The sequence below is a fragment of the Clostridium sp. LIBA-8553 genome (genome assembly GCF_057782465.1).
This window is the reverse complement of sequence record NZ_CM173489.1, coordinates 3,326,275-3,350,194: the sequence shown is the minus strand read 5'-3', so window position 1 is coordinate 3,350,194 and position 23,920 is coordinate 3,326,275. Positions and strand designations below refer to the sequence as shown.

Sequence of the window (23,920 nt, the reverse complement as noted above, 5' to 3'; positions counted from 1 at the left end):
GTATTATTTATTATAAGATTTTAAACCTTATATATGATAAAATTTAATAAATAGGAATTGGAGGGATTAAAATGAAAAACTTAGTTTTTATTAAAAACAGAGAGAATTTATTAAAAAAACTAGATGATAATTCATTATTAGTTTTATTTGCAGGCGAAGCAAAAAGAAAAACAGCAGATGAATATTTTCCATTTACTCCAAACAGAAATTTTTACTACTTAACAGGAGTAGATGAAGAAAAGCATATATTAATGATTAAAAAAGTAGACGGAATAGTTGACGAAGTTCTTTATATATTAAAGCCAAATTTAGAGCAAGAAAGATGGACTGGAAAGACTATAAGAGATTATGAAGCTAAAGAAGTTTCAGGTATAGAAAATATAAAATTCTTAGATGATTTTCAAAGTGATTTAAATATGATTTTTACTAATGGAATTGCAGAAGCTCTTTATTTAGATTTAGAAAGAGTATCATTTGATGAAGAAATGAGTAAAAGTCAAAGATTTGCAAAAGATATTAAGGAAAAATATCCTCAAGTAACTATAAAGGATGCTTATGGATATATAGCTGCTTTAAGACAAATTAAATGTAAAGAGGAAGTAGAAGAAATAAAAAAGGCTGCAGATATAACAGCAAAAGGTGTAGAGCTTTTAATGAAAGAATGTAAGCCTGGAATGAAAGAATATGAACTAGAAGCATATTTCGATTTCTATTTAAAACAACATGGAGTTAAGGATTATGCTTTTAAAACAATAGCAGCGGCTGGTGTTAATGCGGCTACTTTACACTATGTAGATAATAATAGTGAGATAAAAGATGGAGATTTAATTCTTTTTGATTTAGGAGCTCAAGTAAATTATTATAATGGAGATATTTCTAGAACATTCCCTGCTAATGGTAAGTTTACAGATAGACAAAGAGAAGTTTATGAAGAAGTTTTAAAAGTAAATGAAGAGATAATAAATTCTGTTAGATCTGGAATAGGATTTTTTGAATTAAATGAAAAAGCGAATAATCTTTTAGCAGAAGCTTGTATTAGATTAGGTCTTATAGAAGATAAAAAAGATTTTAGAAAGTATTATTTTCATTCTATAGGGCATAGTTTAGGACTTGACACTCATGATGTTGGTAAGAGAAACATAATACTTGAAGAAGGTATGGTTTATACTGTAGAGCCAGGTCTATACATAGAAGAAGAGGGTATAGGCATAAGAATAGAAGATGATGTTTTAGTAACTAAAGATGGTTGTGAAGTTCTAACAAAGGATTGCATTAAATCTGTAGAAGATATAGAAAACTTTATGAGAAATAGATAATTTAGAATTAATATTACTTTAAGAATAATAAGCTTTAAATTTGAAAAAATTAAGAGTAGAATTAAATAAAATTTTTATAGAGAAAACTATGGTTTAGGAGATGATTTCATGATAAATGAATTAAAAAAAGTTATGTTAGCTGGAGTTGGAACTGCTGCTACTGCTTATGAAAAGGCAGATTCTTTTATATCAGATATGGTTTCAAAAGGTAAAATTACTGTTGAAGATGGAAAAGTTTTATCAGAAGAGTTAAAAAGGAATATACAAGAAAAAACTACAGAAGCAACTAATGAAATAACAAGCAAATTAGAAAAAATGAAGCCTTTCACAAAGGAAGATTTTAAGACTATGTTTGATGAAGCTAATAAAGATACTTTAGAAGAAATAAATAAATTAAGAGAAAGAGTAGCCGTATTAGAAGCTAAAGTAAAAGAAAAAGAAAGTTAGGGTATAAAAAATAAATAAAACTCTATAAAGTATTTAGGAAATTATGAGTAAATTGTTATAGCCATAGAGAAAATGGCTTAAATGAAAATATTGAATTCTTTTAATATACTTTATGGAGTTTTTAATCTTGTTAATAAATAGAGTAATTTTAATTCTTTAGACATAGGGGGTGAGTTTATGAGTAAAAGACAGGGTGTACAAAGGTTACGAGAAATTGTGAGAGTTTTTACTTACTATGGTTTTGACTTTTTAGTTTCTAGCAAATTGCCTAAAAGTAAAAAGATTGAGCCTAGACCACAAGCATTTAGAGAGGCACTTGAGGAGTTGGGAGCAACTTTTGTTAAGATTGGACAAATATTAAGTACAAGACCAGATTTACTTCCTAAAGCTTATATTAAGGAGTTAGAAAAGCTTCAAGACAGTAATGAAATAACGGATTTTAATAAGGTTAAAGAAATATTTTACGAGTCCTTTGGGACTGATATAAATACATATTTTTTAGAATTTAGTGAAACTCCATTAGCTTCAGCTTCAATTGCTCAGGTTCATAAAGCCAAGTTAAGAGATGGGAAAGATGTAGTTGTTAAGGTTCAACATTATAAAATTGATGAGAAGATGAAGCTAGATTTAAGCATACTAAGAAGATTAAGCAGATTTACATCCTCTCATGTATCAAATACATTAATTAATCCTTTTGAGGCTTTCAAGGAAATTGAAGATGCTACATTAAATGAGCTTGATTTTGTGAAAGAGGCTAAGAATACAGAAAGATTTCACGATTTAAATAAGGATGTGGCTTGTGTTGGAGTTCCAAGAGTTATAGATAGACTTACTTCCAAGAAAATTTTGACTATGGAATACATAGATGGATGCAAAATAACTGATTTTGATGTTTTAGAAAGTGAAGGATATCAATGTGAAGATATTGCTAATAAGCTTGCAAATTCTTTTTTTAAACAAGTTCTTGAAGACGGATTCTTCCATGGAGATCCTCATCCGGGAAATTTATTTATTAAAGATGGAAAAATATATTTTATAGATTTTGGATTGGTTGGAGAATTAGATTCTAATATAAAAAGATGGCTTAACAAGGCTATGACGGCTATGGCTTTAGAGGATATTGATACTTTGGTTGATTTTGTAAATGCTATAGGAATAAAAAAAGGGCCAGTTAAAAATTCAGTTTTATATGAAGATTTAAATAATATAGTTTTAAAATATATAAATGCATCCTTAAAAAGTATAAAAATATCCGACTTGTTTAAAGAAATATTCGAGATATCAGGAAGAAATAATATTCAGTTTCCTAGAGAAATGACTACTCTTGTGAGGTCAATTGTTATATTAGAAGGTGTTGTTAGTAAGATTGATCCTGATTTAGAAATTATGGAGTGTATTTTTCCTTATATAAAGGAAAGAAATAAAGAAGAAATTTTAAAAAGTTTAAATAAAGATAAAATCATAATGGGAACTTATAAATTTGCATCAAAAAGTTTGGAAGTTCCAACTAAGTTCTCAGAGCTTGTAGATAGTTTAACTAAAGGAAGAGCTAAATTACAAATTGAAATGAAAGGCTTAGATAGGCCTCTTGCAGATTTAAATAGAATGGTGAATAGAATAGCATTTGCTTTAATTGTAGGATGCATGGTAATAGGCTCATCGTTAATAGTTAATGCTAAAACAGGACCAACTTTTCAGGGTGTTCCTATTTTAGGATTAATAGGCTTTGTAGTAGCAGGAATATTAGGTTTGTGGTTATTGATTTCTATAATAAAATCAGGATTTTTTTAATAAATAGTTAATAAACTTCTTAAATACTTGAAAAAAATATATTTATACTGTATAAATGTATACAATATAATAATTAGAAAAGTGAATAGTTTTAAAAGAGGTAGAGGCGCGAGAAATCAAGAGTACTAATATGGAGTTAAGCAACGTAGAAGTATTAGAAAAGGGATTATCGCCGAAGTTTTTAGCTAAAGCTTTGATGCTAAATGCTGGGGTTGTATAAAATATATACAACACTGTCACAGAAAAATTGTGAAGTGCTATCATCTTAGGGAATTGTATTTAGTAATGATTAATTTGTTTGAAAAATAAATTTTGTAATTATTAAGGCCTTAGGTTGATTAAGCCTAAGGTCTTTTTTTATATTTAGAGATAAGTAATTCTTAAAAAGAATGCCTCTTTAAATTAATTCACTAAGTATTTAAGGGGGATTTAAAAATGAGAAATAGAACAAGATTTCAAGTGTTTTTAGCAGTTTTTGTTATGACAATGCTATGTTCAACTTTAGTTTTCGCTACAGAAGACGTTGCAGCTGTAAATTCAGCAAAATTTGGATTATGGACAGTATTACCACCATTAGTTTCAATTGTTCTAGCTTTTATAACTAAGAATGTTATAGTTTCTTTATTTATAGGAACGATGACGGGATGTATAATGCTTCAATTGAATGGATTTAATATACTTACAGCTCTGACACAAGGATTTATAGATTTTACTTATAGAGCTTTAAATTCTTTAGCAGATCCTTGGAATGCAGGAATCATTCTTCAGGTTTTAGTTATTGGAGGGGTAATTCATTTAGTAGCTAAAATGGGTGGTGCAAAGGCTATAGCTGAGGCTTTAGCAAGAAAAGCTAAAACAGTTAAGAGTGCACAACTTACAACTTGGCTTTTAGGACTAGCAGTTTTCTTTGATGATTATGCTAACTCATTAATAGTAGGCCCAATAATGAGACCAGTTACAGATAAATTAGGAGTTTCAAGAGAAAAGTTAGCTTTTATTATAGATGCCACAGCAGCTCCAATTGCAGGTTTAGCTATAATATCAACTTGGATAGGATTAGAGGTAGGATTAATCGGTGATGCTTTAAAGAGTGTAGGAATAGAAGCCGATGGTTTTGGAGTATTTTTAGAAACAATACCATATAGATTTTATAACATATTAATTTTAGCTTTTGTTGTTATATCAGCTATTACTTTAAGAGAGTTTGGACCGATGCTTAAAGCTGAAAGAAGAGCTAGAAGAGGAGAAGTTTTATCAACAACAGAAACTTCATCAGATAGTGAAGATTTAGAACCTATAAAAGGAATCAAGTTAAGCATTTGGAATGCTATAATACCGATTGGTGTTTTAATAGGTTCATCTTTAGTAGGATTTTATTATAGTGGATGGGTCACTATAATGGGTGGAGAAGATTTAGCAATAATAGAACTTATGAATAACGCACCTTTAAGTTTTGCTGGAATACAAGCAGCATTCTCAAATGCTGATGCTTCGGTAGTCTTATTTCAATCAGCATTGTTAGCAACTATAGTTGCACTTGCATTAGGTGTGTGCAGAAAGATATTTACTATTTCAGAAGGTATAGGAATATGGGTTGAAGGAATGAAGGGACTTCTAATAACAGGAGTAATTCTTATATTAGCTTGGTCATTAAGCTCTGTAATTAAGGAGTTAGGAACAGCATCTTATTTAGTTGGAGTTTTATCAGATACGATACCAGCATTCTTATTACCTGCTATAATATTTATTTTAGGTTCAGTAATAGCCTTTGCAACAGGTACAGCCTATGGAACCATGGGAATACTAATGCCATTAGCAATTCCACTAGCTTTTGCTATAAATCCAGAATGGCAGTTTGTAATAGTTAGTACATCAGCTGTATTAACAGGAGCAATTTTTGGAGATCATTGTTCACCTATATCTGATACAACAATCCTTTCTTCAACAGGAGCGGGTTGTGATCATATAGAACACGTTAGAACACAAATATGGTATTCAATCTTTGTTGGAATAATAACTGTAGTATTTGGATATATACCGGCTGGTCTAGGATTAAGCTTCTGGATAGTCTTACCTATAGCTTTAATAGCTTTATTCATATTAACAATGATATTTGGTAAGAAGGTAGAACAAACTACTAGTAATAATTAAATATAAAAAAGAGAAGGCTATAACCTTCTCTTTTTTATATTGCAGCATATTTTTAATTGGTATCCTCTTCTGTTGTCTTTGAATAAGGATATACAAGTCTATTAACTAATATACCAATTATAACTCCAATAAATGTATCTAGAATTCTATTAAAAGCATAATTATATGAGCCAACTCCCTTTAAGCTGGTCATTATAGCAAATACAACGATACAAGCACTATTTACTGCACCTTTACAATTAAATAAGATACATAGATAGATAGCTATAGTGGTACCTATTGCTGTTAAAAGTGCATAAATAATAAAATGTTGTAAGTCTAATAGATTAAATATTGCTGTGAGAGTTAGTCCCACAACAGCACCTATAGAAGTTCCAAGCATTCTGTTTTTTCCCATTTTATAAGAGTTCTCAACAGTATCTTGCATACACATCATAGCTGCTATACAAGCAAAGAAGGCACTAGAACGGCCTAATAGTTCGAATACTATGATGCATAGAAATACTGAGAAAGATGTTTTAAGATTTCTAGCTCCTATAGTTTGCAGGTTAAAGTTAAACAAATATTTCACCCCTAAATCATATTAACTTTTCTTATTGTTTTCTAACTCTTTGACATCATTTTTTATTTCTGTCTCAAGTCTATTAATTTTTTCTTCTATGTTTTCTATATCTTTTTTTACCCTAACTTCATACTTGTATATATACTTATTTATTAATAGAGCTATTATTATACCTATAAAGGTATCTATAATTCTATCGACGGCATAAGCATATGGCGCTTTTCCATGCAGGTTTGTCATTATAGCTATCAATACTATGCATGCTATGGAAACAGATCCTTTTTTATTAAATACATTAAGTAAGTAAATAGTTAGCACTATTCCAACACCAGTTATTAATCCTGGAAATTTTGCTAGATTAAATGTTAATGCTAAAAAAGTAAAGGATAAACCTACTAAACCACCAGTAATTGTACCAATCATTCTACTTTTTCCCATCTTGTATGAGTTTTCAACAGTATCTTTCATACATATTACAGCGGCTATGCAAGCATAAAAAGGATATTGTCTATGTATTAGTTCAAAAAAACCTATACATAAAGTTACAGCTAAAGCTGTTTTTAAATTTCTTGCACCTATTTTAGGTAAGGCTAAACCTTTCATTCAAACAAGACCTCCTGACAAATTTAAATACTATTATAGATAGTATATAATATTTTTATATTATTACAAATAATGATAATTGAAGAATATTAGAGAAATTAAAGATAAAAACGATTGACATTGGTATAAAACTAATCATATAATTTAAATTAAGTAGAAAAATGCAATGAAGAGAAGAGTAATAAAGAGAAATGTATAAAAGAGAGCTGGGATAGGTGAAAGCCAGATGCAGGAAACTTTATGAAGATGGACTTGGAGCAGACTTTTTGAGAATTTTAATTTTAGAAGAGTACGGTGGCAACCGTTATATTGCAAAGTGATAAAATAAGTTTTTACTTAGGAGTTACTTAGTGAGATATTTATGGTGACATAAATATAAAATAGAGTGGTATCGCGTAATTAACGCCTCTATGGGATTTCCCATAGGGGCTTTTTATATTTTTGAAATATTGGAAACAATAATAATTAAGAGTACAAGGAGGAAGAAATAATGTGTAAAAAACCATATTACATCACAACACCTATTTATTACCCATCAACAAATCTACACATAGGTAATACTTATACAACTGTAGCAGCTGATGCTATAGCAAGATTTAAAAGACTTACAGGTCATGAAGTAATGTTCTTAACAGGAACAGATGAGCATGGTCAAAAAATAGAAAGAATAGCTAACGAAAAAGGAATTACTCCAAAAGAGCATGTTGACGAAATCGTTGCTGGAATTAAAGATCTTTGGAAAATGATGAACATAAGCTATGATAAATTCATAAGAACAACTGATGATTATCATGTAAAAGCTGTTCAAGAGATTTTCAAAAAATTATATGATCAAGGAGATATATATAAAGATTCTTATGAAGGTCTTTACTGTACTCCATGTGAATCATTCTGGACAGAAACTCAATTAGTAAATGGAAACTGCCCTGATTGTGGAAGACCAGTTGAAAAAGCTAAGGAAGAGGCTTACTTCTTCAAAATGAGCAAATATGCTGATAGATTAATTCAATATATAGAAGAACATCCAGATTTCATTCAACCAGAATCAAGAAAAAATGAGATGTTAAATAACTTCTTAAGACCAGGATTACAAGATCTTTGTGTTTCAAGAACAAGCTTTACTTGGGGAATACCTGTAAGCTTTGATGAGAAACATGTTATCTACGTTTGGATAGATGCATTATCAAACTACATCACTGCTTTAGGATATGGTCAAGAAAATCAAGAGTTATATAAAAAGTTCTGGCCTGCAGATGTTCATTTAATAGGAAAAGACATTTTAAGATTCCACACAATTTACTGGCCAATAATGTTAATGGCTTTAGGATTAGAGTTACCTAAGCAAGTATTTGGTCATGGATGGTTACTTGTTGATGGAGGAAAAATGTCAAAATCAAAAGGTAACGTTGTTGATCCAGTAGTTTTAGTTAACATGTTTGGAGCTGACGCTGTAAGATACTACTTATTAAGAGAAATACCATTTGGTTCAGACGGATTATTCAACAATGAAATATTCATAAAGAAAGTAAATACAGACTTAGCTAATGATTTAGGTAACCTTTTATCAAGAACAATAGCTATGGTTGAAAAATACTTTGATGGAGTTATTCAAGCACCAACATGTAAAGAGGCTATTGATGATGAGTTAATAAACTTAGCTTTAGCTACTCCTGGAAAAGTTGAAGCTAGCATAGATGCATTAAAAATACCAGAAGCTTTAGAAAGCATATGGACTTTAATAAGCAGAGCTAATAAATATATAGATGAAACAACTCCTTGGATACTTGCTAAGGATGAAGAAAAGAAAGAAAGACTAGGAACAGTTTTATATAACTTATTAGAAACTTTAAGATTTGTTTCAGTAATGATTTCACCATTCTTAACAGAAACAAGTGTAAAAATCAATGCTCAATTAAACACTAAAGTTACAACTTGGGAAAGTTTAAAAGAGTTTAATGGAACAGTTGCAGGAGATAAAGTAGTTAAGGGTGATGTTATATTCCCAAGAATAGATGTTGAGGAAAAATTAGCAGAACTTGAAGCTTTAAAACCAGCTCCAGTTAAACCAGCTAACGAAGAGTTAGTTAAAAATCCAATAAAAGAAGAAATAACTATAGATGACTTTGACAAAATAGATTTAAGAGTAGTTAAAGTATTAGAATGTGAGCCAGTTAAAAAAGCTAAGAAGTTATTAAAACTTAAAGTTGATTTAGGTGGAGAAGAAAGACAGGTTATTTCAGGAATAGCTATGCATTACAAGCCAGAAGACTTAGTTGGAAAATACGTAGTATTAGTTGCTAACTTAAAACCTGTTAAATTAAGAGGTGAATTATCACAAGGTATGATTCTTGCAGCAGCACCTGCTGATGATTCAGAACTTGTATTAGTTAACCCAGGTGAAATGTTAACTGGAAGTCAAGTGAGATAGTAAAATTTTAAATGTTATATAAGGAAAATCTATAAATATGTTATAGATTTTCCTGCTATATAACTTTAAAAATTATGTTATAAAAGGACTCGTATATTCATGAATGTGGAATATAGGAGTTTTTTTATAGCATATGCTAGGGATAGAATAATTTTAAGGGGGAATAGTAAATTGAGAGTGGTTATAGGTAATGCCTGGCCTTATGCTAATGGATCTCTTCATATAGGAAGGGTTTCTTCTTGGCTAGCAGGAGATGTTTTAGCAAGATATCATAGGGCGAAGGACGATGAAGTTGTTTTTGTTTCAGGATCAGACTGTCATGGATCTCCTATTTTAAATAAAGCAAAAGAGCTTAATGAGTCTCCTAAAGATCTTATAAATAAGTATCATAGGGAGTTCATTAGATGTTTTAATAAACTAGGATTTTCTTTTGATATATTTACAAGAACAGATACAAAGTATCATGAAGAGCAAGTAAAAAATATTATAAAAGATCTTTATAAAAAAGGATTTATTTATGAAAAGGAAACAGAAGAGTTTTATTGTTCAAAATGTTGTGATACTTTAGATGAATTTGCTGTTAAAGATGGATTATGCAAGGAATGTAAAACAGAGGTTGAGGTTAGAAAGTCTAATAATCTTTTCTTTAAGTTATCATGTTTTCAAGATCACATTCAGAAAATATTAAGTGAAGAAGAAGGTTGGAGAGAGAATGCTATTAAAATAACTAAAAGATATTTAGATGGTGGTCTTAGAGATAAAATCTTAACAAGAGAAATTGATTGGGGAATAGAGGTGCCTATAAAGGGCTTCGAAGATAAAAGAGTTTATGTTTGGATAGATGCTTTACTAGCATATGTTACTGCTTCTAAGAAATTTATAGAAGAGAAAAGTAAGGAACTAGATGATTACTGGAATGATGAAGAAAGTATAGTTTATTTAGTTCATGGTAAAGAAAATATACCTTTTCATACAACAATGTTTCCTGCCATGTTAGCAGGAATTGGACTAGATAAAGGAAATATTAGAATAGTATCTTCACAATATTTAACCTTAGAAGGAAAGACATTTTCAACTAATAGAAACTGGGCAATATGGATTCCTTATATTATAGAAAGATATAACATAGATTCTATAAGATATTACTTAATAAGTAGAGGCGCAGAAGAAAAAAATTCTGATTTTACTTGGAGAGATTTCATAAATGCAAATAATAATGAACTATTAGGCGAATTAGGCAATTTTATAAATAGAGTCTTAATTTTTATAAGAAAAAATTTCAATGGAGAGATTAATGGTGATGAACTTCCTCTTCAATGGAGGAATTTAATAAGAAGGACTTATGCCTCTGTAGGAAATAAATTTGAAAATGGAGAGTTTAAATCTGGAATAAATGAAGTATTTAATCTTATAAAACAAGGAAATGATTTCTTTGATAAAAACAAACCTTGGATTTTGATTAATAAAGATAGGAAAAGATGTGAAGAGATAATATATATTTGTGTTCAGATTGTAATAGCATTAACTGATTTAATGAATCCTATAATTCCTTTTACATGTGAAAAAATAAGAAACTTTTTAAAGTTAGATAATGTAAAATGGAGCTTTGAAGAAAGAAATAATATAAAGGTTAATAGAGTTGAATTATTATTTGATAGGCTTGATAAGAAGATTGCTATAGAAGAATTAAATAGACTAAAGAGTAAAAAGATTTAAATAAAATAAGCCTTGCTTCTATTAATTAGAAACAAGGCTTATCTTACATCTTAAGGTTTAAGGTTAGGAATTATTATATAGAAATTTTTTTATTGATTAAACTTAATAGCCCTTGACATTTGCGTAAGGGGGACAAACTATTCAAGGGCCATTTAAGGGGTAAAATTAAATTAGTGTTTTAGCTACGTTACAATTATTATATTAATCCTGTTATGTGGCATTTATGTGTCAAAAAGTGTACAAAAATATTAACATTTTATTTAAAATAAATTAGCTTTCAGCCCATCTAAATCTTTTATTATTATGACATTTTTTGAGAACTCAATTAGGCCTGAATCTCTCATTTTCATAAGCTCCCTAGATAATGAAGGTCGCTGAACTCCTAGTTTATCTGCCCAATCTTTTCTTGAAAAGTCTAACTTTATAGTAGTAGATTTTTTCTCTTTGTATTTTTCTAATAAATAATGACAAATCATCTCTCTAATAGATTTCATTGTTACTTGTTTAAGCTTAGAACTAAGATTAATTGCTTTGTTTGAAAGAATTCTAAGAAGTTCTTTTAAAAACGATTCATTTGAGGAGCATAGTTTATAAATGTACTCTTTTTTTATGTGAAAAACTTCAGTATTATCCTTAGAGACAACAGACATTGGATAAAAGTTTCTATCACCAAAAAGAAGGTTCTCTCCAAAAACATTTCCTTTATTTAATGTGGCAACAACTAGTAAGTTCCCATTAGAATCTAATTTTTGAATTTCTATTTTTCCATTTATTATAACGCTTAAAAAGTTGCAATATTCTCCTTCAGAAAATAATAAATCATCTTTTGAATAAGATTTTATTGAAACAAAACCTGAATTTAATAATTCTTGGATATCATTATCACTAAAGTGAGAAAATAAGCTACAATCTTTTATGTTGGGTAGTTTTTTTAAGTTCATTTTATCGCCCACCTTTATAAAATAAGTAGTATTATATTAATATAAATATATAATATTTTACACTATTTAAGTAAATTTTAAATTGATAGGAGTGAAAATAGGTGAAAATTTATATTATAGGAGCCTTAATTGGAGCAATAATAGGTTATATAACAAATTGGCTAGCTATAAAAATGTTATTTAGACCTAGAGAAGCAAAATATATCTTTGGTATGAAACTTCCTTTTACACCAGGGTTAATACCTAAAGAGAAGAGTAGAATAGCTAATAAAGTAGGAGAAACTGTAGGGACTCATTTGTTAAATTCTGATAGCCTGGGTAAGGCATTAAAGGATGAAAAAATAAAATCAAAATTTAATGGGATAGCTAAAGAAAAGATTAATCAAATTATTGAAAGTGATGCTACTTTAGAATCTTCTTTAAAAAGTATTTTAGGAGAAAGTTATTACTCACTAAGGGAAGATATTACAAACAACATCAGTAAAACTATTTTAAAATCAATTCAAGAAGAATCTTTTAAAAATAAGATTAAATTTTATATAGTTAATTCTATTAAAGAGCAATTAGAAAAGAAACCAGAAAAAATAATTGAATTTATAAATAGTGGAAAATTTAGAGAACTTATATCAAATGCTTTAGAGCAGGAAAAAACAAGTAAGACAATTGAAAATATTATTCTTAAGGAAATAAAATCTTTAGAAAATGAGGATAGAACTATTGAAGAGATTATTCCGGAAAAAATTAAACCTTATATAGAAGGATACGTAAAATCTCAGAAGGATACTCTTGTAAATATAATTCAAAATCTTCTTAGAGATGAGGAGGTTTCAAATAAAATAAAGGGTGCTATAAATGAAAATATACCTTCTATAGTGTCAATGTTTTTAAATGGAGATGTAATATACGGAAAATTAGTTTCATTAGTTGATGTTGCCTTAGGTGAAGAGGAAAACAAAGAATACATATGTGATGCTGCTTTAGCTTTTGTACATGAAAGTATGAAGAAAAAAGTAAGTGATGTAGTAAGTGATATTGGAGAAGAAAAGCTTGAAATTATATCAGAGGCTATAGGAGATAAGGTTTTAAGAAAGTTAGTTAAGGAAGAAAATATAAATACTTTAATAGATGAATTAAATTGTAAAATTTCTTCATTTAATAGCTATGAAGAAATTATAAAAGTGTTATTTAATAATTATGAAAATATCTTAATTGATAATATAGATTTAATGATTTTAAATTTTGTTAATAATCCAAAATTATCTAAAGAAATAAATGAAATAATTGAAAAGGTATTTGATAAATTTTTACAAAATTCTTTAAACGATATATGTTATAATAGACAAAAACTAGAAGATAACATTATGGGTATTTTAGATAATTTATATAATGACTTTGTAGACAATAAATCAGCTAAAGTACTGGAAATTGTAGATATTTCTTCAATTGTAGAAGATCAAATTAATGCTTTTGAAGTGGATTATGCAGAAGAGATTATAATAGGGATTGCCAATAAAGAACTTAAAGCGATAACATGGCTTGGAGCTTTATTAGGAGGTATTTTAGGCATACTTTCACCACTTTTATCTACAATTTACATGTAAAATTCAAAGGAGAAAATTATGAAATACAAAATATTTGATACACATGCACATTATGATTCAGACAGTTTTGATGAAGATAGAGAGGCAGTTATAAAAGAACTAAAGGAAAATGGAGTTATTGGGATTTTAAATTGTGGATCTGATCTTTATGGATTAAGAAAATCAGTTGAACTTGCAAAGAATTTTGATATGTTTTATGCAGCTGTTGGAATACATCCAGAAAATGCTGATGAATTTAACGAAGAAGTTATAAAAGAAATAAGAGAATATGTTAAATATGAAAAAGTTAAAGCCATAGGAGAAATTGGATTAGACTATTATTGGGAAGAAAACCCACCGAGGGAAGTGCAAAAAGAAGTTTTTAGAGCACAAATGAAGTTAGCTGATGAATTAAATTTACCAGTTATTATACACGATAGAGATGCTCATGGAGACACTTTAGAAATTATGAAAGAATTTCCTAATGTAATTGGTGTTGTACATTGTTTTTCGGGTTCAGTTGAATTTGCAAAAGAGTGTATTAAATTAGGATATTACATTGGATTTACAGGTGTCTTAACATTTAAAAATGCTAAAAAATTAGTGGATGTTTGTAGGGAAATACCTGCAGATAGAATGTTAGTTGAAACAGATTGTCCTTTCATGACCCCAGTTCCTTTCAGAGGAAAGAGAAATAAATCAGATTATATAGAATATATAATAGATAAAATGAGTGAAATAAGAGGTATTTCAGGAGAAGAAATGAATGAAATCTTATTAAACAATAAAAGAAACTTATTTAAAATTAAATAATAGAGACGTATACTAAAGAGAAAATAAATGTAATAATATGGAAAGTACACTAATATAATATAGTGTACTTTTTTAAACATAAATCAACCATTCTTTACCTAATCCCTGTATAAGCAGAGGTCGATTATTTATTATAATTTACAATTAAAAAGTATAAACTTAAGGAGTCAGTAAATTTGACATACTTGAAAAGGTAATATATAATGTCGAAATGACTCTTGCCTAAAAGGGGGAAGATTGTATGAAAAAGATAATTAAGGCATTGAAGGAGAAGGTTGCCTCGAAAAATGGGAAGATTGTATTAGGTGTATTTAGCATAGTTTTAGTAAGTTTTATAGCAGTAGTAGTTACAACACACAAGAGCATAACCATTGATTTAGATGGTGAAAAAATAGAGGTTGCCACATTTAAAGGGAATGTACAAGCAGTTTTAAATCAAAAGGAAATTTATTTATCTGATAAAGATAAAATAGAGCCGAGTTTAACAAGTGAGATTTCTGATAATGATGTAATAAAAATCAAAAAGGCAGTTCCAGTGGAAGTGATGGTTGATGGAAAAAGTTTAAAGATAGATTCTGCAGAGGATTCAGTAGAAAAAATGCTGGTTGAAGAAGGCATTGATCTAAATGAGTTAGATAAAGTAGAGCCTTCATTAGAAACAGAACTATCAAAGGATTTGAAAATACAGGTTACAAGAGTTGAAGAGAAGACCATAGTTGAAAAGGAACCAATAGAATTTGAAACTGTAGTTAAAGAAGATGACAGCTTAGAAAGTGGAGTTAATAAGACCACTCAAGAGGGTTCTGCTGGAGAAAAAGAAATAACTATGAAATTAGTTATGGAAGATGGGAAAGAAGTATCTAGAGAAGTAGTAGAATCTAAAGTTGTTAAGGAGCCAGTGGATGAAGTGGTGGTAAAAGGAACTATGGAAAAATTAGTTCTTTCAAGAGGAAACGATAATATAGATTATAAAAAAATGATGGTAGTAGAAGCTACTGCTTATGCTGGGGATGGAATAACAGCAACAGGCACAGTACCAAAAAGAGATCCTAATGGATTAAGTACAATAGCTGTTGACCCAAGAATAATACCTTTAGGAACTAAAGTTTATATAGAAGGGTATGGTTATGCAGTAGCAGAAGATACTGGTGGAGCTATAAAAAATAACATAATAGATTTATTTTTAAATTCTTCGGCTGAATGTAAACAGTGGGGAAGAAGAAATGTCAATCTTTATATAATAGCTTATCCTGGTGAATGGTAATACTAAAAGAGGGAGTCTAAAAGAATTATTCTTTTAGACTCCCTCTTTTTATTTTATATTAGAGAGCATTTTATTGACAGTTAAATAAGATATGGGTAAATTAAATATAGTACATATAATAAGAAAGGGAGTTTTAACCTTGATTAAAGAAGTTATAGTAGTTGAAGGTAGAGATGATATAACAGCAGTAAAAAAAGCAGTGGATGCTGAAATGATAGCTGTTGGTGGATTTGGAATAAATGCAAAGGTTATAGAGAGAATAAAAGAAGCTCAAAAAAGAAAAGGAGTTATAGTACTTACTGATCCTGACTTCGCTGGAGAGAAGATAAGATCAATAATTTCAAAAAGAGTTAAAGGTGTTAAACATGCTTACATAGGTAGAGCAGAAGGAACTAGAGCTAAAGATGGAAACATAGGTGTGGAAAACGCTTCACCAGAAGCTATAATAAGAGCTTTAGAAAATGCAAAAATAACTTTAGAAGAAAAAAGAGAAGAATTTACAATACAAGATTTAATATACTTTGGATTATCAGCTGATCCAAAAGCTAAAATCAGAAGAGAATTACTTGGTAAAGAATTAAGAATCGGTTATGGAAATGCAAACCAAGTTCTTTCAAGACTGAATAACTATGGCATAACAAAAGAAGAATTTGTTAAAGCTATAGAAAAGATAGAAAAGATGTTATAGGAGAGTAGTGAATGGATATAAATGATATAAAAGATATAAAGACAAAGGAGCTTGTTCAAAAATACAATTTTAGATTTTCAAAAAGTTTAGGACAAAACTTTTTAATAGATGACTCTGTTCCAAGAGATATCGTTGCAGGAGCGGATGTTTGTGAAGATGATTTAGTAATAGAAATTGGACCTGGAGTTGGAACGCTTACTGCACAGTTACTTAAAAAGGCAAAAAGAGTTGTTGCTATTGAATTAGATAGTTCTCTAATTCCAATATTAACAGCAGAGCTTGGAGATAACCCAAAATTTCAATTAATACATAATGATGCATTAAAGGTTGATTTTAATGAAATTATAGGTGATGAGAAGAGTGTTAAGTTAGTTGCTAACTTACCTTATTATGTAACAACACCTATAATAGTAAATTTATTAAAAGGTGGATATAACTTTAAATCATTAACTATAATGATACAAAAGGAAGTTGCAGAAAGAATGAACGCAGAACCAAATTGTAAGGATTATGGTGCTTTATCAATTTTAGTTCAATATTACTGCAACACTAAAATAGTTAGAAAAGTACCACCTTCATGTTTTATACCAAGACCAAAGGTTGATTCAATAGTAATAAGACTAGAGAGATTAGAAGAACCTAGTGTTAAGGTTAAGAATGAGAAGCTATTCTTTGAAATTGTTAGACATGCGTTCAATATGAGAAGAAAGACTTTATGGAATGCAACTAAAAATGTAAAACTTCAAAAAGAGTTAATGGAAAAGGCATATGAAGAGGCAGGAATAGATCCTAAGAGAAGAGGAGAAACTTTAAGTTTAGCTGAATTCGGAGCTCTTTCAGATGCAATAGATAAATATATGAATAACTAGAAAGTATGAGAGAATAAGAATTTTAAAATTTTTATTCTCTTTTTTTTTGTTCCTTCATATAATGTAGAGAATAAAATTATATTGGAGGGACCAGAGAATTGGCACATAATAAATCATATAGAAGTTTTATAATATTACAAGAAGATGAAAAAGGACATTCTATGGCTTCAGATAAGCCTTTAACCGGATATGCCAAGATAGAAACTAAGAGCGATAGGTGTAAGGTTTCTTTTTATGCTCAGAATTTAAAGAAAGAATACAAGGATTGTTACATGATGCTTATTTGTAGCAAAAAAGATTTTAAAAAGAATATAAATCTTGGTCCAATGAACATAAGTCAACAAGGAAAGGCTGAAATGAGTTTAGAATATGATTCTATCAACATAGGGGGATTAAATATATCTTATGACAAAATAGTTGGTGCAGCCATTGGAAAAGATATTAATGGTAGAACAGTATTCTTTATGTGTGGATTTCTAAACAATCAAATGCCAAAAGATAATTGGAAAAATTACGAAGTTAAAATGGTGGCAGGTAAAGAGTGTGCGCATTATGACAAAAATAAAAAGGAAGAGGAAACTAAAAAAGAATGTCCTAGTATGAAAGAGGAGAAGGAAGTACAAAAACAAAAAGAGATAGAAAAACAAAAAGAGAAAGAAATGCAAAAAGAGAAAGAAATGCAAAAGCAAAAAGAGATGGAAGAACAAAAAGAGATGGAAAAACAAAAGGAGATGGAAAAGCAAAAGGAGAAAGAAAAGCAAAAACAAAAAGAAATAGAAAAAGAGAAAGAAATGAAAAAAGAGAAATTGTTAGGATGGAGAGATAAAGAAAAAGAGTGGGAAGATAAAGAGAAAGAATGGAGAGATAAAGAAAAAGAATGGCAAGATAAAGAGAAAGAATGGGAGTATAAAGAGAAAGAATGGCAAGATAAAGAAAAAGAGTGGGAAGATAGAGAGAAAGAATGGCAAGATAAAGAAAAAGAGTGGGTAGATAAAGAAGAAGAATGGAGAGGTAAAGAGAAAGAATGGGTAGATAAGAAAGAGAGTGATTGTAAGGAATGTGATTGTGATGAATTTATAAGTGAAATAGATTTGGAGCATGAATGCGATTCTTATGAAGGTGAATCTTATGAAAGAGAACAAAAATTCTCTGAGATGGAACAAAGATTTTCAAGCTATGAGAATGAAATAGAAGATATTAAATTTAGAGGAAGTAATAAAGAAGATAATAGAAGTAATAAAGAGGAAGATAATATATGTAAAGTTAAAAAAGAAGAGAATATGTGTAAAGTTAATTTTAATAGTGCTATAGGAAATGTGGTAATGGGAGCTTTAGAAGGATGTGAAAAGGTTCCTGGATTCGCAGAGGATATTAAGAGATGTGAATGGTATAAAGTAGATGTAAATAATTTCGATGATATGTGCAACATGAGAAATTATAATAAATACACTATGATGTATTATCCTATGATAAATTATTATCCTTATATAAGTAGGTCTGGACACTTCTTTGTTGGAGTAAAGTGTGATGAAGATGGTGAAATAAAATATATCCTATATGCTATTCAAGGAAGTAAAGATAGAACAGAGCAACCTTATGGAGGTAGAACTGGATTTGTTACATGGAATAAATATGAGGACAAACATGAGGATAAATATTTGGACAGATATGATTACAAATATGAAGATGAGGGAAATGGATATTGGATAATGTTCTATGATTTTGAAAATTCACGTGTAGTTATTCCTATTAAATAATTCAGATTAAAAGCTGTTTATGTAGAAATAAAAAGCTATATAAACAGTTTTTTATTTATGTAATATTATTCTTTTATTTAGTAATTTTTATATAAGGATTGAATATATTTTAAATATAGACTTTAGTCAAATTGGAAAAGAGGTGATTTTTTGAATAAAAAACAATTGGGAATAACCTTAATACTAATTTTACTTATGCTAATATTAGTTACAGGAGAAAATATGTTTAATGGAAACTTAGAAAAAGTTGCATTAATAAATAATAATATTGAAGGGCTAAATACATATACTGCCCTTGATGGTATTTTAACTTATAAGTTACCTGATAGTTGGGATGTTGAAGAAAAGAAATATCCGGGCAATTATATTATTTATGATAATAATTTTACAAGTGATAGTATGGGACTATGGGGATATGTACAAATCTTGAATTCTAATGAAGGACTAGAAAAGATGATTGAAAAAGAGAAGGAAAAATTAAATGAGGATAATATAAGTGATTATGTAGTAACTGATGAAAAACTTGATAATGAGCTTGTAAAAAAAGTAGCTTTTAAAGAAAAAAATGATAAAGGAATAACTTATGTAAATACAATTTATTATAAAGAATTAAAAGAAAATAAGATTGTAAAGGTCTTATTTAGTGCTACTGAAAGTAAACAGAGAGAAGATTATTCCATCATATATAAAGCTATAATGGATAGTTTAAATGATGATTGATAGAAAATTTGATTTGACTTTGCATAAGTATTATAATTAATTTTAAAAGAGAAGCATATTAAATGCTTCTCTTTTAAAGTTATAAATAAATATTGGAGGAGTTTATGAGGATTGTTTTAGGGGAATTTTTTGGCTTGAAGATTTACAGTTATGGATTTATGATAGGAATAGGCATAATCTGTGCAGTATTACTATTCTTAAAGCAAGGTACTAAAAGAGGTTATAATGAAGATAAACTATTCAATGCGACCATATTAACAGTAATCTTAGGGATTTTAGGAGGTAAGATACTGTACATAATAACTGAATGGCAACTGGTTATTAAAGATCCAAGCATAATATTTAGAGAATTTGGAAATGGTTTTGTAATTTATGGAGCCATATTTGGAGGGGCTTTAGGTATCTCAATATATTGCATAAAAAATAAATGGAGTATATTGGAGATTGGAGATTTAATAGTGCCTGGATTAGCCTTAGCTCAAGGTTTTGGAAGGATAGGATGTTTACTTGCAGGATGTTGTTATGGTGCTGAAACTTTAAGTGCTATAGGAATAGTCTTTCCAGAAGGTTCATTAGCACCAGCTGGAGTTCCATTATATCCAACACAAATTTTTTCATCAATTTTTGATTTTGCATTAGCATTATTTTTACTATGGTATGGAAATAAAAACAAAGAAAAGGGAAAAACTCTTGGTATGTATATGATAATATACAGTATAGGAAGATTTTTTGTAGAATTTTTACGTAATGATCCTAGAGGAAATGTTGGAGCATTATCAACATCTCAATTTATATCAATATTTATATTAATAGGAGGTATATTACTATATAATATAAATAAATTAAAAGGGAGAAAAGAAACAAGTGAAAAATAAAAGATTGATTCTAGTAATACTTTGTTTAATCCTAGGATTAGGCATTATTGGATGTTCGGCTAAAGAGATAACTACCAAGTTTTGGGGAAGTAAAAATAATGACTTTGAATATATAAAAGAAAATAAAGTTGATAAAATAGTTATTCAAAGTACAAGAGACTCTGGATTTAGATTTTTAGTTAAGGAAAAGTCTGTAATAGATAATATATATAGTATGTTATCTAAAGCAGATGTAGTTAATAAGAAGACTGACTTACCTCCAGATTATATTTTTGAAATCCATGTTGGGGATGAAGTTAAAACTTTTTACTATGTAACAGGGGTAAAAAATAATGGAGAAGGTAACTTCTATAATGATGATCATTTTTACAGAATATCTAAGAGATTAGATAACTATTTAATGCAAAATATGCAGGTAATAAGAAAGCCTAGGGAGTTTGATAAAATATACTATGACTCAATACTTAAGGTTTTAGAAAAAGATAAAGATGAATTAAATAAAAACAATGATAAAGTTGGAATTGATATACTTGGAGATAGAGACTGTACAAAGTATATGTTATCATCAGATATTGAAAATTTTGAAAAAAAAGTAAAACAAATAGTACCAAATGCTTCAATAATGAACCATAATAGGGATGATTTTGATATAATAGTTACTGTAAGAAATTATGGATACACTTCTACTATGTTTAGAACTATAGTAACGGTTGAGAATAAAGAGACTCATTCAGAGAAAAAATTCTATGTAGATGGAGTGTATAAAAACTCTTGGGACATCAATGTTTATGATAACTGGCAAGATGTTCAAAAGGAATGGGATAGCTAAAAGAATGGAGGCGTTTTCTTATGGGAAGTTGTGCAAGTTGTGCAAATAAGGATAATTGTAGTTCAGCTAGTAAAGATGGAGGATGTAGTTCATCATTACCAGCAAAGTTAGGAACTAATTATGGAAACATTAAAAATGTTATAGGAGTTATAAGTGGTAAAGGTGGAGTTGGTAAATCAACTGTTACTGGAATATTAGCGACTCAATTAGCTAAAAAAGGATACAAGGTTGGTGTTTTAGATGCCGACATAACTGGTCCATCAATGCCAAGATTTTTTGGTATAAATGAAAAAAGAGCAGATATACTTGCTATGGACAGTGAAGGAAAACAAGTTAAATTTGTTCCTGTAAAAACTGACTTAGGTATAAAAGTAATATCAATGAACTTACTTATGGAAGTTGAAGATGATCCTGTAATTTGGAGAGGTCCAATGGTTACAGGTGTATTAAATCAAATGTTTAAGGATACTGACTGGGAAGAGTTAGATTATTTATTAATAGATATGCCACCAGGAACAAGTGACATAACATTAACAGTAATGCAAACATTCCCTATAAAGGAATTAATAATAGTTTCAACACCTCAAGATATGGTATCAATGATAGTTAAAAAACTAGTTACTATGGCTCACAAAATGAATGTTGAGGTAAGAGGCGTAGTTGAAAATATGGCTTACATAGAATGTGAATGTGGTAAAAAAATGAAGGTATTTAGCAAAAAATCTTCAGAAGAACATGCTGAATATTTAGGACTTCCTTTAATAGGAGAATTACCAATAAACTTAGATTTAACTGAAGCTTTAGAGAACGGAAAAGCAGAAGAGTATGTAGCTGAAAATTCACTATATTCATTAATATTTGAAGGCTTATATTAATAAATATAAGAGATATAGCTTATTAAAGTTATATCTCTCTTTTTTTATTTTTGTTTTATATGATATTAAATAGTAATAGAATATTTGATTTGGAGAATACTATTATTGTTAAAATAAACTTTTAAGGAGGAAATGAAAATGAAAGCAGTAGTAGATAAAGATACATGTATTGGATGTGGGTTATGTCCAACAATAGCTCCAGATGTTTTTGATATGGACGACGATGGAAAAGCACATGCAATCGTTGATGAAGTACCAGAAAATAGTAAAGATGCAGCACAAGAAGCAGAAGAAAGTTGTCCAGTAGCAGCTATCAAAGCTGAATAATATCATTAAAGACAAAAAGATTCTAAAAGAGATAGTTTCTCTTTTAGAATCTTTCTACTTCATTATAAAGATGTGAATATATTATTTTGAAAACTTCTAAAGCTTCTTTTATTTTAGGTTTTAATAGATGTTTTTTTTCTTCGAATTCCTTAAAGCCTTCTGGTGTTAAAGAATATACTTTTTGTATTTTTCTTTTGGGATCATCCCATATACCTACTACGAAACCTTGTTTTTCTAATTTCTTTAGTAGAGGATAGATGCCTCCAGTGCTAGGAATCCAAAGTCCATTAGTCTGTTCACCAATCTTTTGAGCTAAATCATTTCCATTGGTAGGTTTAATACTAAGTATATATAAGGCGTATATAGGAAGAAGTCCTTTGGTAAAGACTTGTCCTACTGCATCCTTTTCTTTTTGTACTTTTTTTAGATTAGCTACCTGTTTTTTATATTCATCATAAAGGCGTTTTTCTTCAGCTTTTATAAATTCATCATTATACATAATTAAATTTCCTTTTGAATTGAAACTCCTACCATTCCTGGTCCAGCGTGAACACCCATAGCGGCACCTATTTCTCTTACTTGAGAACTTAATAGATTAGGATGATCTTTTATTGAGGCAAGAATTTGGTTAGCTTCTTCTTCTGCCATACCATTAAGAACTGCTATATTACATTTGCCTTGATCAAGGTGTTCTAAAATTATGCTAGTAAGTTTCTTTAATGATTGTTTTCTTCCTCTTGCCTTTGCAATAGTACAATAAGCACCATGTTCATCAACTGATATTATTGGTTTTAAATGAAGTAAGTCTCCAACTGTTCCAGCAACCTTACCTATTCTTCCACCACGTCTTAAATATTCTAATGTATTAAGAGTATAGTAACCTGTTGTAGCTTCTCTTATGCTTGGAAGAGTGTTAATTATATCTTCAAAACTTTTACCTTCTTTAACAAGTTTAGCTGCTTTTAAAACTATAGCTCCTAAAGGATATCCTATTATCTTACTATCAAATAAATAATATTCGAAAGAAGTACGTTCCTCAATAACTAATCTAGCGGCATTGAATGTACCTGATAATGCACTAGAAATAAATATACCTATTATGTGAGTGTATCCTTCAGATTCTAATTTATCTAATACTGAGTTTATATAATCTGGACCACATAGTGAAGTGGTTGGAACTTCAACATGTAGACTTTCATAAACTTGATCTGGTGTTATATCAAAAATGTCATTATATTCTCTATCTTTATATATTATTTTTAATGGTAATACATTGATGTCATATTCTTTTATTTCATTTATAGTTAAGTCACAAGAACTGTCTGTTATTATAGCGATTTTTTGCATTTTATATGCCCCCAATCATTT

22 protein-coding genes, 1 riboswitch and 1 other annotated feature are annotated in these 23,920 nt (G+C 29.2%); of the genes, 17 read left to right on the top strand and 5 right to left on the bottom strand.

What is annotated here, in order from left to right:
* Window positions 1-71: 71 nt before the first annotated feature.
* From AC2JAQ_RS15250 to AC2JAQ_RS15235, 4 genes are all read left to right on the top strand, one after another.
* Window positions 72-1,316 (top strand): aminopeptidase P family protein, encoded by a 1,245-nt coding sequence (locus tag AC2JAQ_RS15250; RefSeq protein WP_488457131.1) that lies wholly within the window; start codon window positions 72-74, stop codon window positions 1,314-1,316.
* A gap of 108 nt (window positions 1,317-1,424) precedes the next feature.
* Window positions 1,425-1,763, top strand: coding sequence for a phasin family protein (locus tag AC2JAQ_RS15245; protein ID WP_488457130.1), 339 nt, complete (start codon window positions 1,425-1,427; stop codon window positions 1,761-1,763).
* A gap of 177 nt (window positions 1,764-1,940) precedes the next feature.
* Window positions 1,941-3,554, top strand: coding sequence for an ABC1 kinase family protein (locus AC2JAQ_RS15240; protein ID WP_488457129.1), 1,614 nt, complete (start codon window positions 1,941-1,943; stop codon window positions 3,552-3,554).
* Between the two features lie 93 nt (window positions 3,555-3,647).
* A riboswitch (Lysine riboswitch) is annotated at window positions 3,648-3,822 on the top strand.
* A 167-nt stretch (window positions 3,823-3,989) separates the two neighbouring features.
* Window positions 3,990-5,705, top strand: a complete 1,716-nt coding sequence (locus AC2JAQ_RS15235) for a Na+/H+ antiporter NhaC family protein (protein ID WP_488457128.1) — start codon at window positions 3,990-3,992, stop codon at window positions 5,703-5,705.
* A 52-nt stretch (window positions 5,706-5,757) separates the two neighbouring features.
* Here the strand turns inward: AC2JAQ_RS15235 and AC2JAQ_RS15230 are convergent, their stop codons facing one another.
* Both AC2JAQ_RS15230 and AC2JAQ_RS15225 read right to left on the bottom strand, forming a co-directional pair.
* Window positions 5,758-6,267, bottom strand: coding sequence for an FUSC family protein (locus tag AC2JAQ_RS15230; RefSeq protein WP_488457127.1), 510 nt, complete (start codon window positions 6,265-6,267; stop codon window positions 5,758-5,760).
* 21 nt (window positions 6,268-6,288) lie between these two features.
* Entirely contained in the window at window positions 6,289-6,870 is a 582-nt protein-coding gene (locus tag AC2JAQ_RS15225; RefSeq protein WP_488457126.1) for an FUSC family protein, read from the bottom strand.
* A gap of 157 nt (window positions 6,871-7,027) precedes the next feature.
* Window positions 7,028-7,283: a binding site (T-box leader), on the top strand.
* A 77-nt stretch (window positions 7,284-7,360) separates the two neighbouring features.
* On the opposite strand from AC2JAQ_RS15225, the gene metG (AC2JAQ_RS15220) reads away from it, so the two are divergent.
* Both metG (AC2JAQ_RS15220) and metG (AC2JAQ_RS15215) read left to right on the top strand, forming a co-directional pair.
* Window positions 7,361-9,298 carry a methionine--tRNA ligase gene (gene metG, locus AC2JAQ_RS15220; RefSeq protein WP_488457125.1) on the top strand — a complete coding sequence of 646 codons (1,938 nt, stop codon included), beginning with the start codon at window positions 7,361-7,363 and terminating at the stop codon, window positions 9,296-9,298.
* Between the two features lie 171 nt (window positions 9,299-9,469).
* Window positions 9,470-11,014, top strand: coding sequence for a methionine--tRNA ligase (gene metG / locus AC2JAQ_RS15215; protein ID WP_488457124.1), 1,545 nt, complete (start codon window positions 9,470-9,472; stop codon window positions 11,012-11,014).
* 260 nt (window positions 11,015-11,274) lie between these two features.
* On the opposite strand, the gene AC2JAQ_RS15210 is transcribed toward metG (AC2JAQ_RS15215), so the two are convergent.
* Complete coding sequence (locus AC2JAQ_RS15210) at window positions 11,275-11,955, bottom strand: Crp/Fnr family transcriptional regulator (RefSeq protein WP_488457123.1); 681 nt, start codon at window positions 11,953-11,955, stop codon at window positions 11,275-11,277.
* A gap of 101 nt (window positions 11,956-12,056) precedes the next feature.
* On the opposite strand from AC2JAQ_RS15210, the gene AC2JAQ_RS15205 reads away from it, so the two are divergent.
* The 11 genes from AC2JAQ_RS15205 (at window position 12,057) to AC2JAQ_RS15155 (ending at window position 22,552) form a co-directional block, all read left to right on the top strand.
* The gene (locus AC2JAQ_RS15205; protein ID WP_488457122.1) at window positions 12,057-13,556 is read left to right on the top strand and encodes a DUF445 family protein; all 1,500 of its coding nucleotides are present in this window, start codon (window positions 12,057-12,059) and stop codon (window positions 13,554-13,556) included.
* An 18-nt stretch (window positions 13,557-13,574) separates the two neighbouring features.
* On the top strand, window positions 13,575-14,348 hold the full coding sequence (locus tag AC2JAQ_RS15200) for a TatD family hydrolase (RefSeq protein ID WP_488457121.1): 774 nt from the start codon (window positions 13,575-13,577) through the stop codon (window positions 14,346-14,348).
* Window positions 14,349-14,589: 241 nt separating this feature from the next.
* Window positions 14,590-15,612, top strand: coding sequence for a resuscitation-promoting factor (locus tag AC2JAQ_RS15195; RefSeq protein WP_488457120.1), 1,023 nt, complete (start codon window positions 14,590-14,592; stop codon window positions 15,610-15,612).
* A 139-nt stretch (window positions 15,613-15,751) separates the two neighbouring features.
* Window positions 15,752-16,300 carry a ribonuclease M5 gene (rnmV, locus tag AC2JAQ_RS15190; RefSeq protein ID WP_423239558.1) on the top strand — a complete coding sequence of 183 codons (549 nt, stop codon included), beginning with the start codon at window positions 15,752-15,754 and terminating at the stop codon, window positions 16,298-16,300.
* Window positions 16,301-16,311: 11 nt separating this feature from the next.
* A complete protein-coding gene (rsmA, locus tag AC2JAQ_RS15185) occupies window positions 16,312-17,169 on the top strand; it encodes a 16S rRNA (adenine(1518)-N(6)/adenine(1519)-N(6))-dimethyltransferase RsmA (RefSeq protein ID WP_488457119.1) in 858 nt (285 codons plus the stop codon).
* 98 nt (window positions 17,170-17,267) lie between these two features.
* Window positions 17,268-18,926 (top strand): DUF7922 domain-containing protein, encoded by a 1,659-nt coding sequence (locus AC2JAQ_RS15180; protein WP_488457118.1) that lies wholly within the window; start codon window positions 17,268-17,270, stop codon window positions 18,924-18,926.
* Between the two features lie 150 nt (window positions 18,927-19,076).
* Entirely contained in the window at window positions 19,077-19,646 is a 570-nt protein-coding gene (locus AC2JAQ_RS15175) for a hypothetical protein (protein ID WP_488457117.1), read from the top strand.
* Between the two features lie 104 nt (window positions 19,647-19,750).
* Entirely contained in the window at window positions 19,751-20,521 is a 771-nt protein-coding gene (locus tag AC2JAQ_RS15170) for a prolipoprotein diacylglyceryl transferase (RefSeq protein ID WP_488457116.1), read from the top strand.
* Window positions 20,511-21,350, top strand: coding sequence for a YhfM domain-containing protein (locus AC2JAQ_RS15165; RefSeq protein ID WP_488457115.1), 840 nt, complete (start codon window positions 20,511-20,513; stop codon window positions 21,348-21,350). The genes AC2JAQ_RS15170 and AC2JAQ_RS15165 overlap by 11 nt, the downstream gene beginning before the upstream one ends.
* A gap of 20 nt (window positions 21,351-21,370) precedes the next feature.
* Window positions 21,371-22,225, top strand: coding sequence for an Mrp/NBP35 family ATP-binding protein (locus tag AC2JAQ_RS15160; RefSeq protein WP_488457114.1), 855 nt, complete (start codon window positions 21,371-21,373; stop codon window positions 22,223-22,225).
* Window positions 22,226-22,363: 138 nt separating this feature from the next.
* A complete protein-coding gene (locus AC2JAQ_RS15155; protein WP_423239551.1) occupies window positions 22,364-22,552 on the top strand; it encodes a ferredoxin in 189 nt (62 codons plus the stop codon).
* 43 nt (window positions 22,553-22,595) lie between these two features.
* Here the strand turns inward: AC2JAQ_RS15155 and AC2JAQ_RS15150 are convergent, their stop codons facing one another.
* Together AC2JAQ_RS15150 and AC2JAQ_RS15145 are read right to left on the bottom strand one after the other, a co-directional pair.
* Window positions 22,596-23,051, bottom strand: coding sequence for a PadR family transcriptional regulator (locus AC2JAQ_RS15150; protein ID WP_488457113.1), 456 nt, complete (start codon window positions 23,049-23,051; stop codon window positions 22,596-22,598).
* A gap of 2 nt (window positions 23,052-23,053) precedes the next feature.
* Window positions 23,054-23,899: a DegV family protein gene (locus AC2JAQ_RS15145; protein WP_488457112.1), complete on the bottom strand. Its 846-nt coding sequence runs from the start codon at window positions 23,897-23,899 to the stop codon at window positions 23,054-23,056.
* Between the last annotated feature and the right edge of the window lie 21 nt (window positions 23,900-23,920).

Excerpts from the sequence above, each read along its gene's own strand:
- AC2JAQ_RS15150 (WP_488457113.1), bottom strand. The coding sequence starts at position 23,051 with ATGTATAATGATGAATTTATAAAAGCTGAAGAAAAACGCCTTTATGAT.
- AC2JAQ_RS15195 (WP_488457120.1), top strand. The coding sequence starts at position 14,590 with ATGAAAAAGATAATTAAGGCATTGAAGGAGAAGGTTGCCTCGAAAAAT.
- metG (WP_488457125.1), top strand. The coding sequence starts at position 7,361 with ATGTGTAAAAAACCATATTACATCACAACACCTATTTATTACCCATCA.
- AC2JAQ_RS15200 (WP_488457121.1), top strand. The coding sequence starts at position 13,575 with ATGAAATACAAAATATTTGATACACATGCACATTATGATTCAGACAGT.
- AC2JAQ_RS15145 (WP_488457112.1), bottom strand. The coding sequence starts at position 23,899 with ATGCAAAAAATCGCTATAATAACAGACAGTTCTTGTGACTTAACTATA.
- AC2JAQ_RS15250 (WP_488457131.1), top strand. The coding sequence starts at position 72 with ATGAAAAACTTAGTTTTTATTAAAAACAGAGAGAATTTATTAAAAAAA.
- rsmA (WP_488457119.1), top strand. The coding sequence starts at position 16,312 with ATGGATATAAATGATATAAAAGATATAAAGACAAAGGAGCTTGTTCAA.
- AC2JAQ_RS15245 (WP_488457130.1), top strand. The coding sequence starts at position 1,425 with ATGATAAATGAATTAAAAAAAGTTATGTTAGCTGGAGTTGGAACTGCT.
- AC2JAQ_RS15210 (WP_488457123.1), bottom strand. The coding sequence starts at position 11,955 with ATGAACTTAAAAAAACTACCCAACATAAAAGATTGTAGCTTATTTTCT.
- AC2JAQ_RS15225 (WP_488457126.1), bottom strand. The coding sequence starts at position 6,870 with ATGAAAGGTTTAGCCTTACCTAAAATAGGTGCAAGAAATTTAAAAACA.
- AC2JAQ_RS15240 (WP_488457129.1), top strand. The coding sequence starts at position 1,941 with ATGAGTAAAAGACAGGGTGTACAAAGGTTACGAGAAATTGTGAGAGTT.
- AC2JAQ_RS15235 (WP_488457128.1), top strand. The coding sequence starts at position 3,990 with ATGAGAAATAGAACAAGATTTCAAGTGTTTTTAGCAGTTTTTGTTATG.
- AC2JAQ_RS15160 (WP_488457114.1), top strand. The coding sequence starts at position 21,371 with ATGGGAAGTTGTGCAAGTTGTGCAAATAAGGATAATTGTAGTTCAGCT.
- AC2JAQ_RS15155 (WP_423239551.1), top strand. The coding sequence starts at position 22,364 with ATGAAAGCAGTAGTAGATAAAGATACATGTATTGGATGTGGGTTATGT.
- AC2JAQ_RS15170 (WP_488457116.1), top strand. The coding sequence starts at position 19,751 with ATGAGGATTGTTTTAGGGGAATTTTTTGGCTTGAAGATTTACAGTTAT.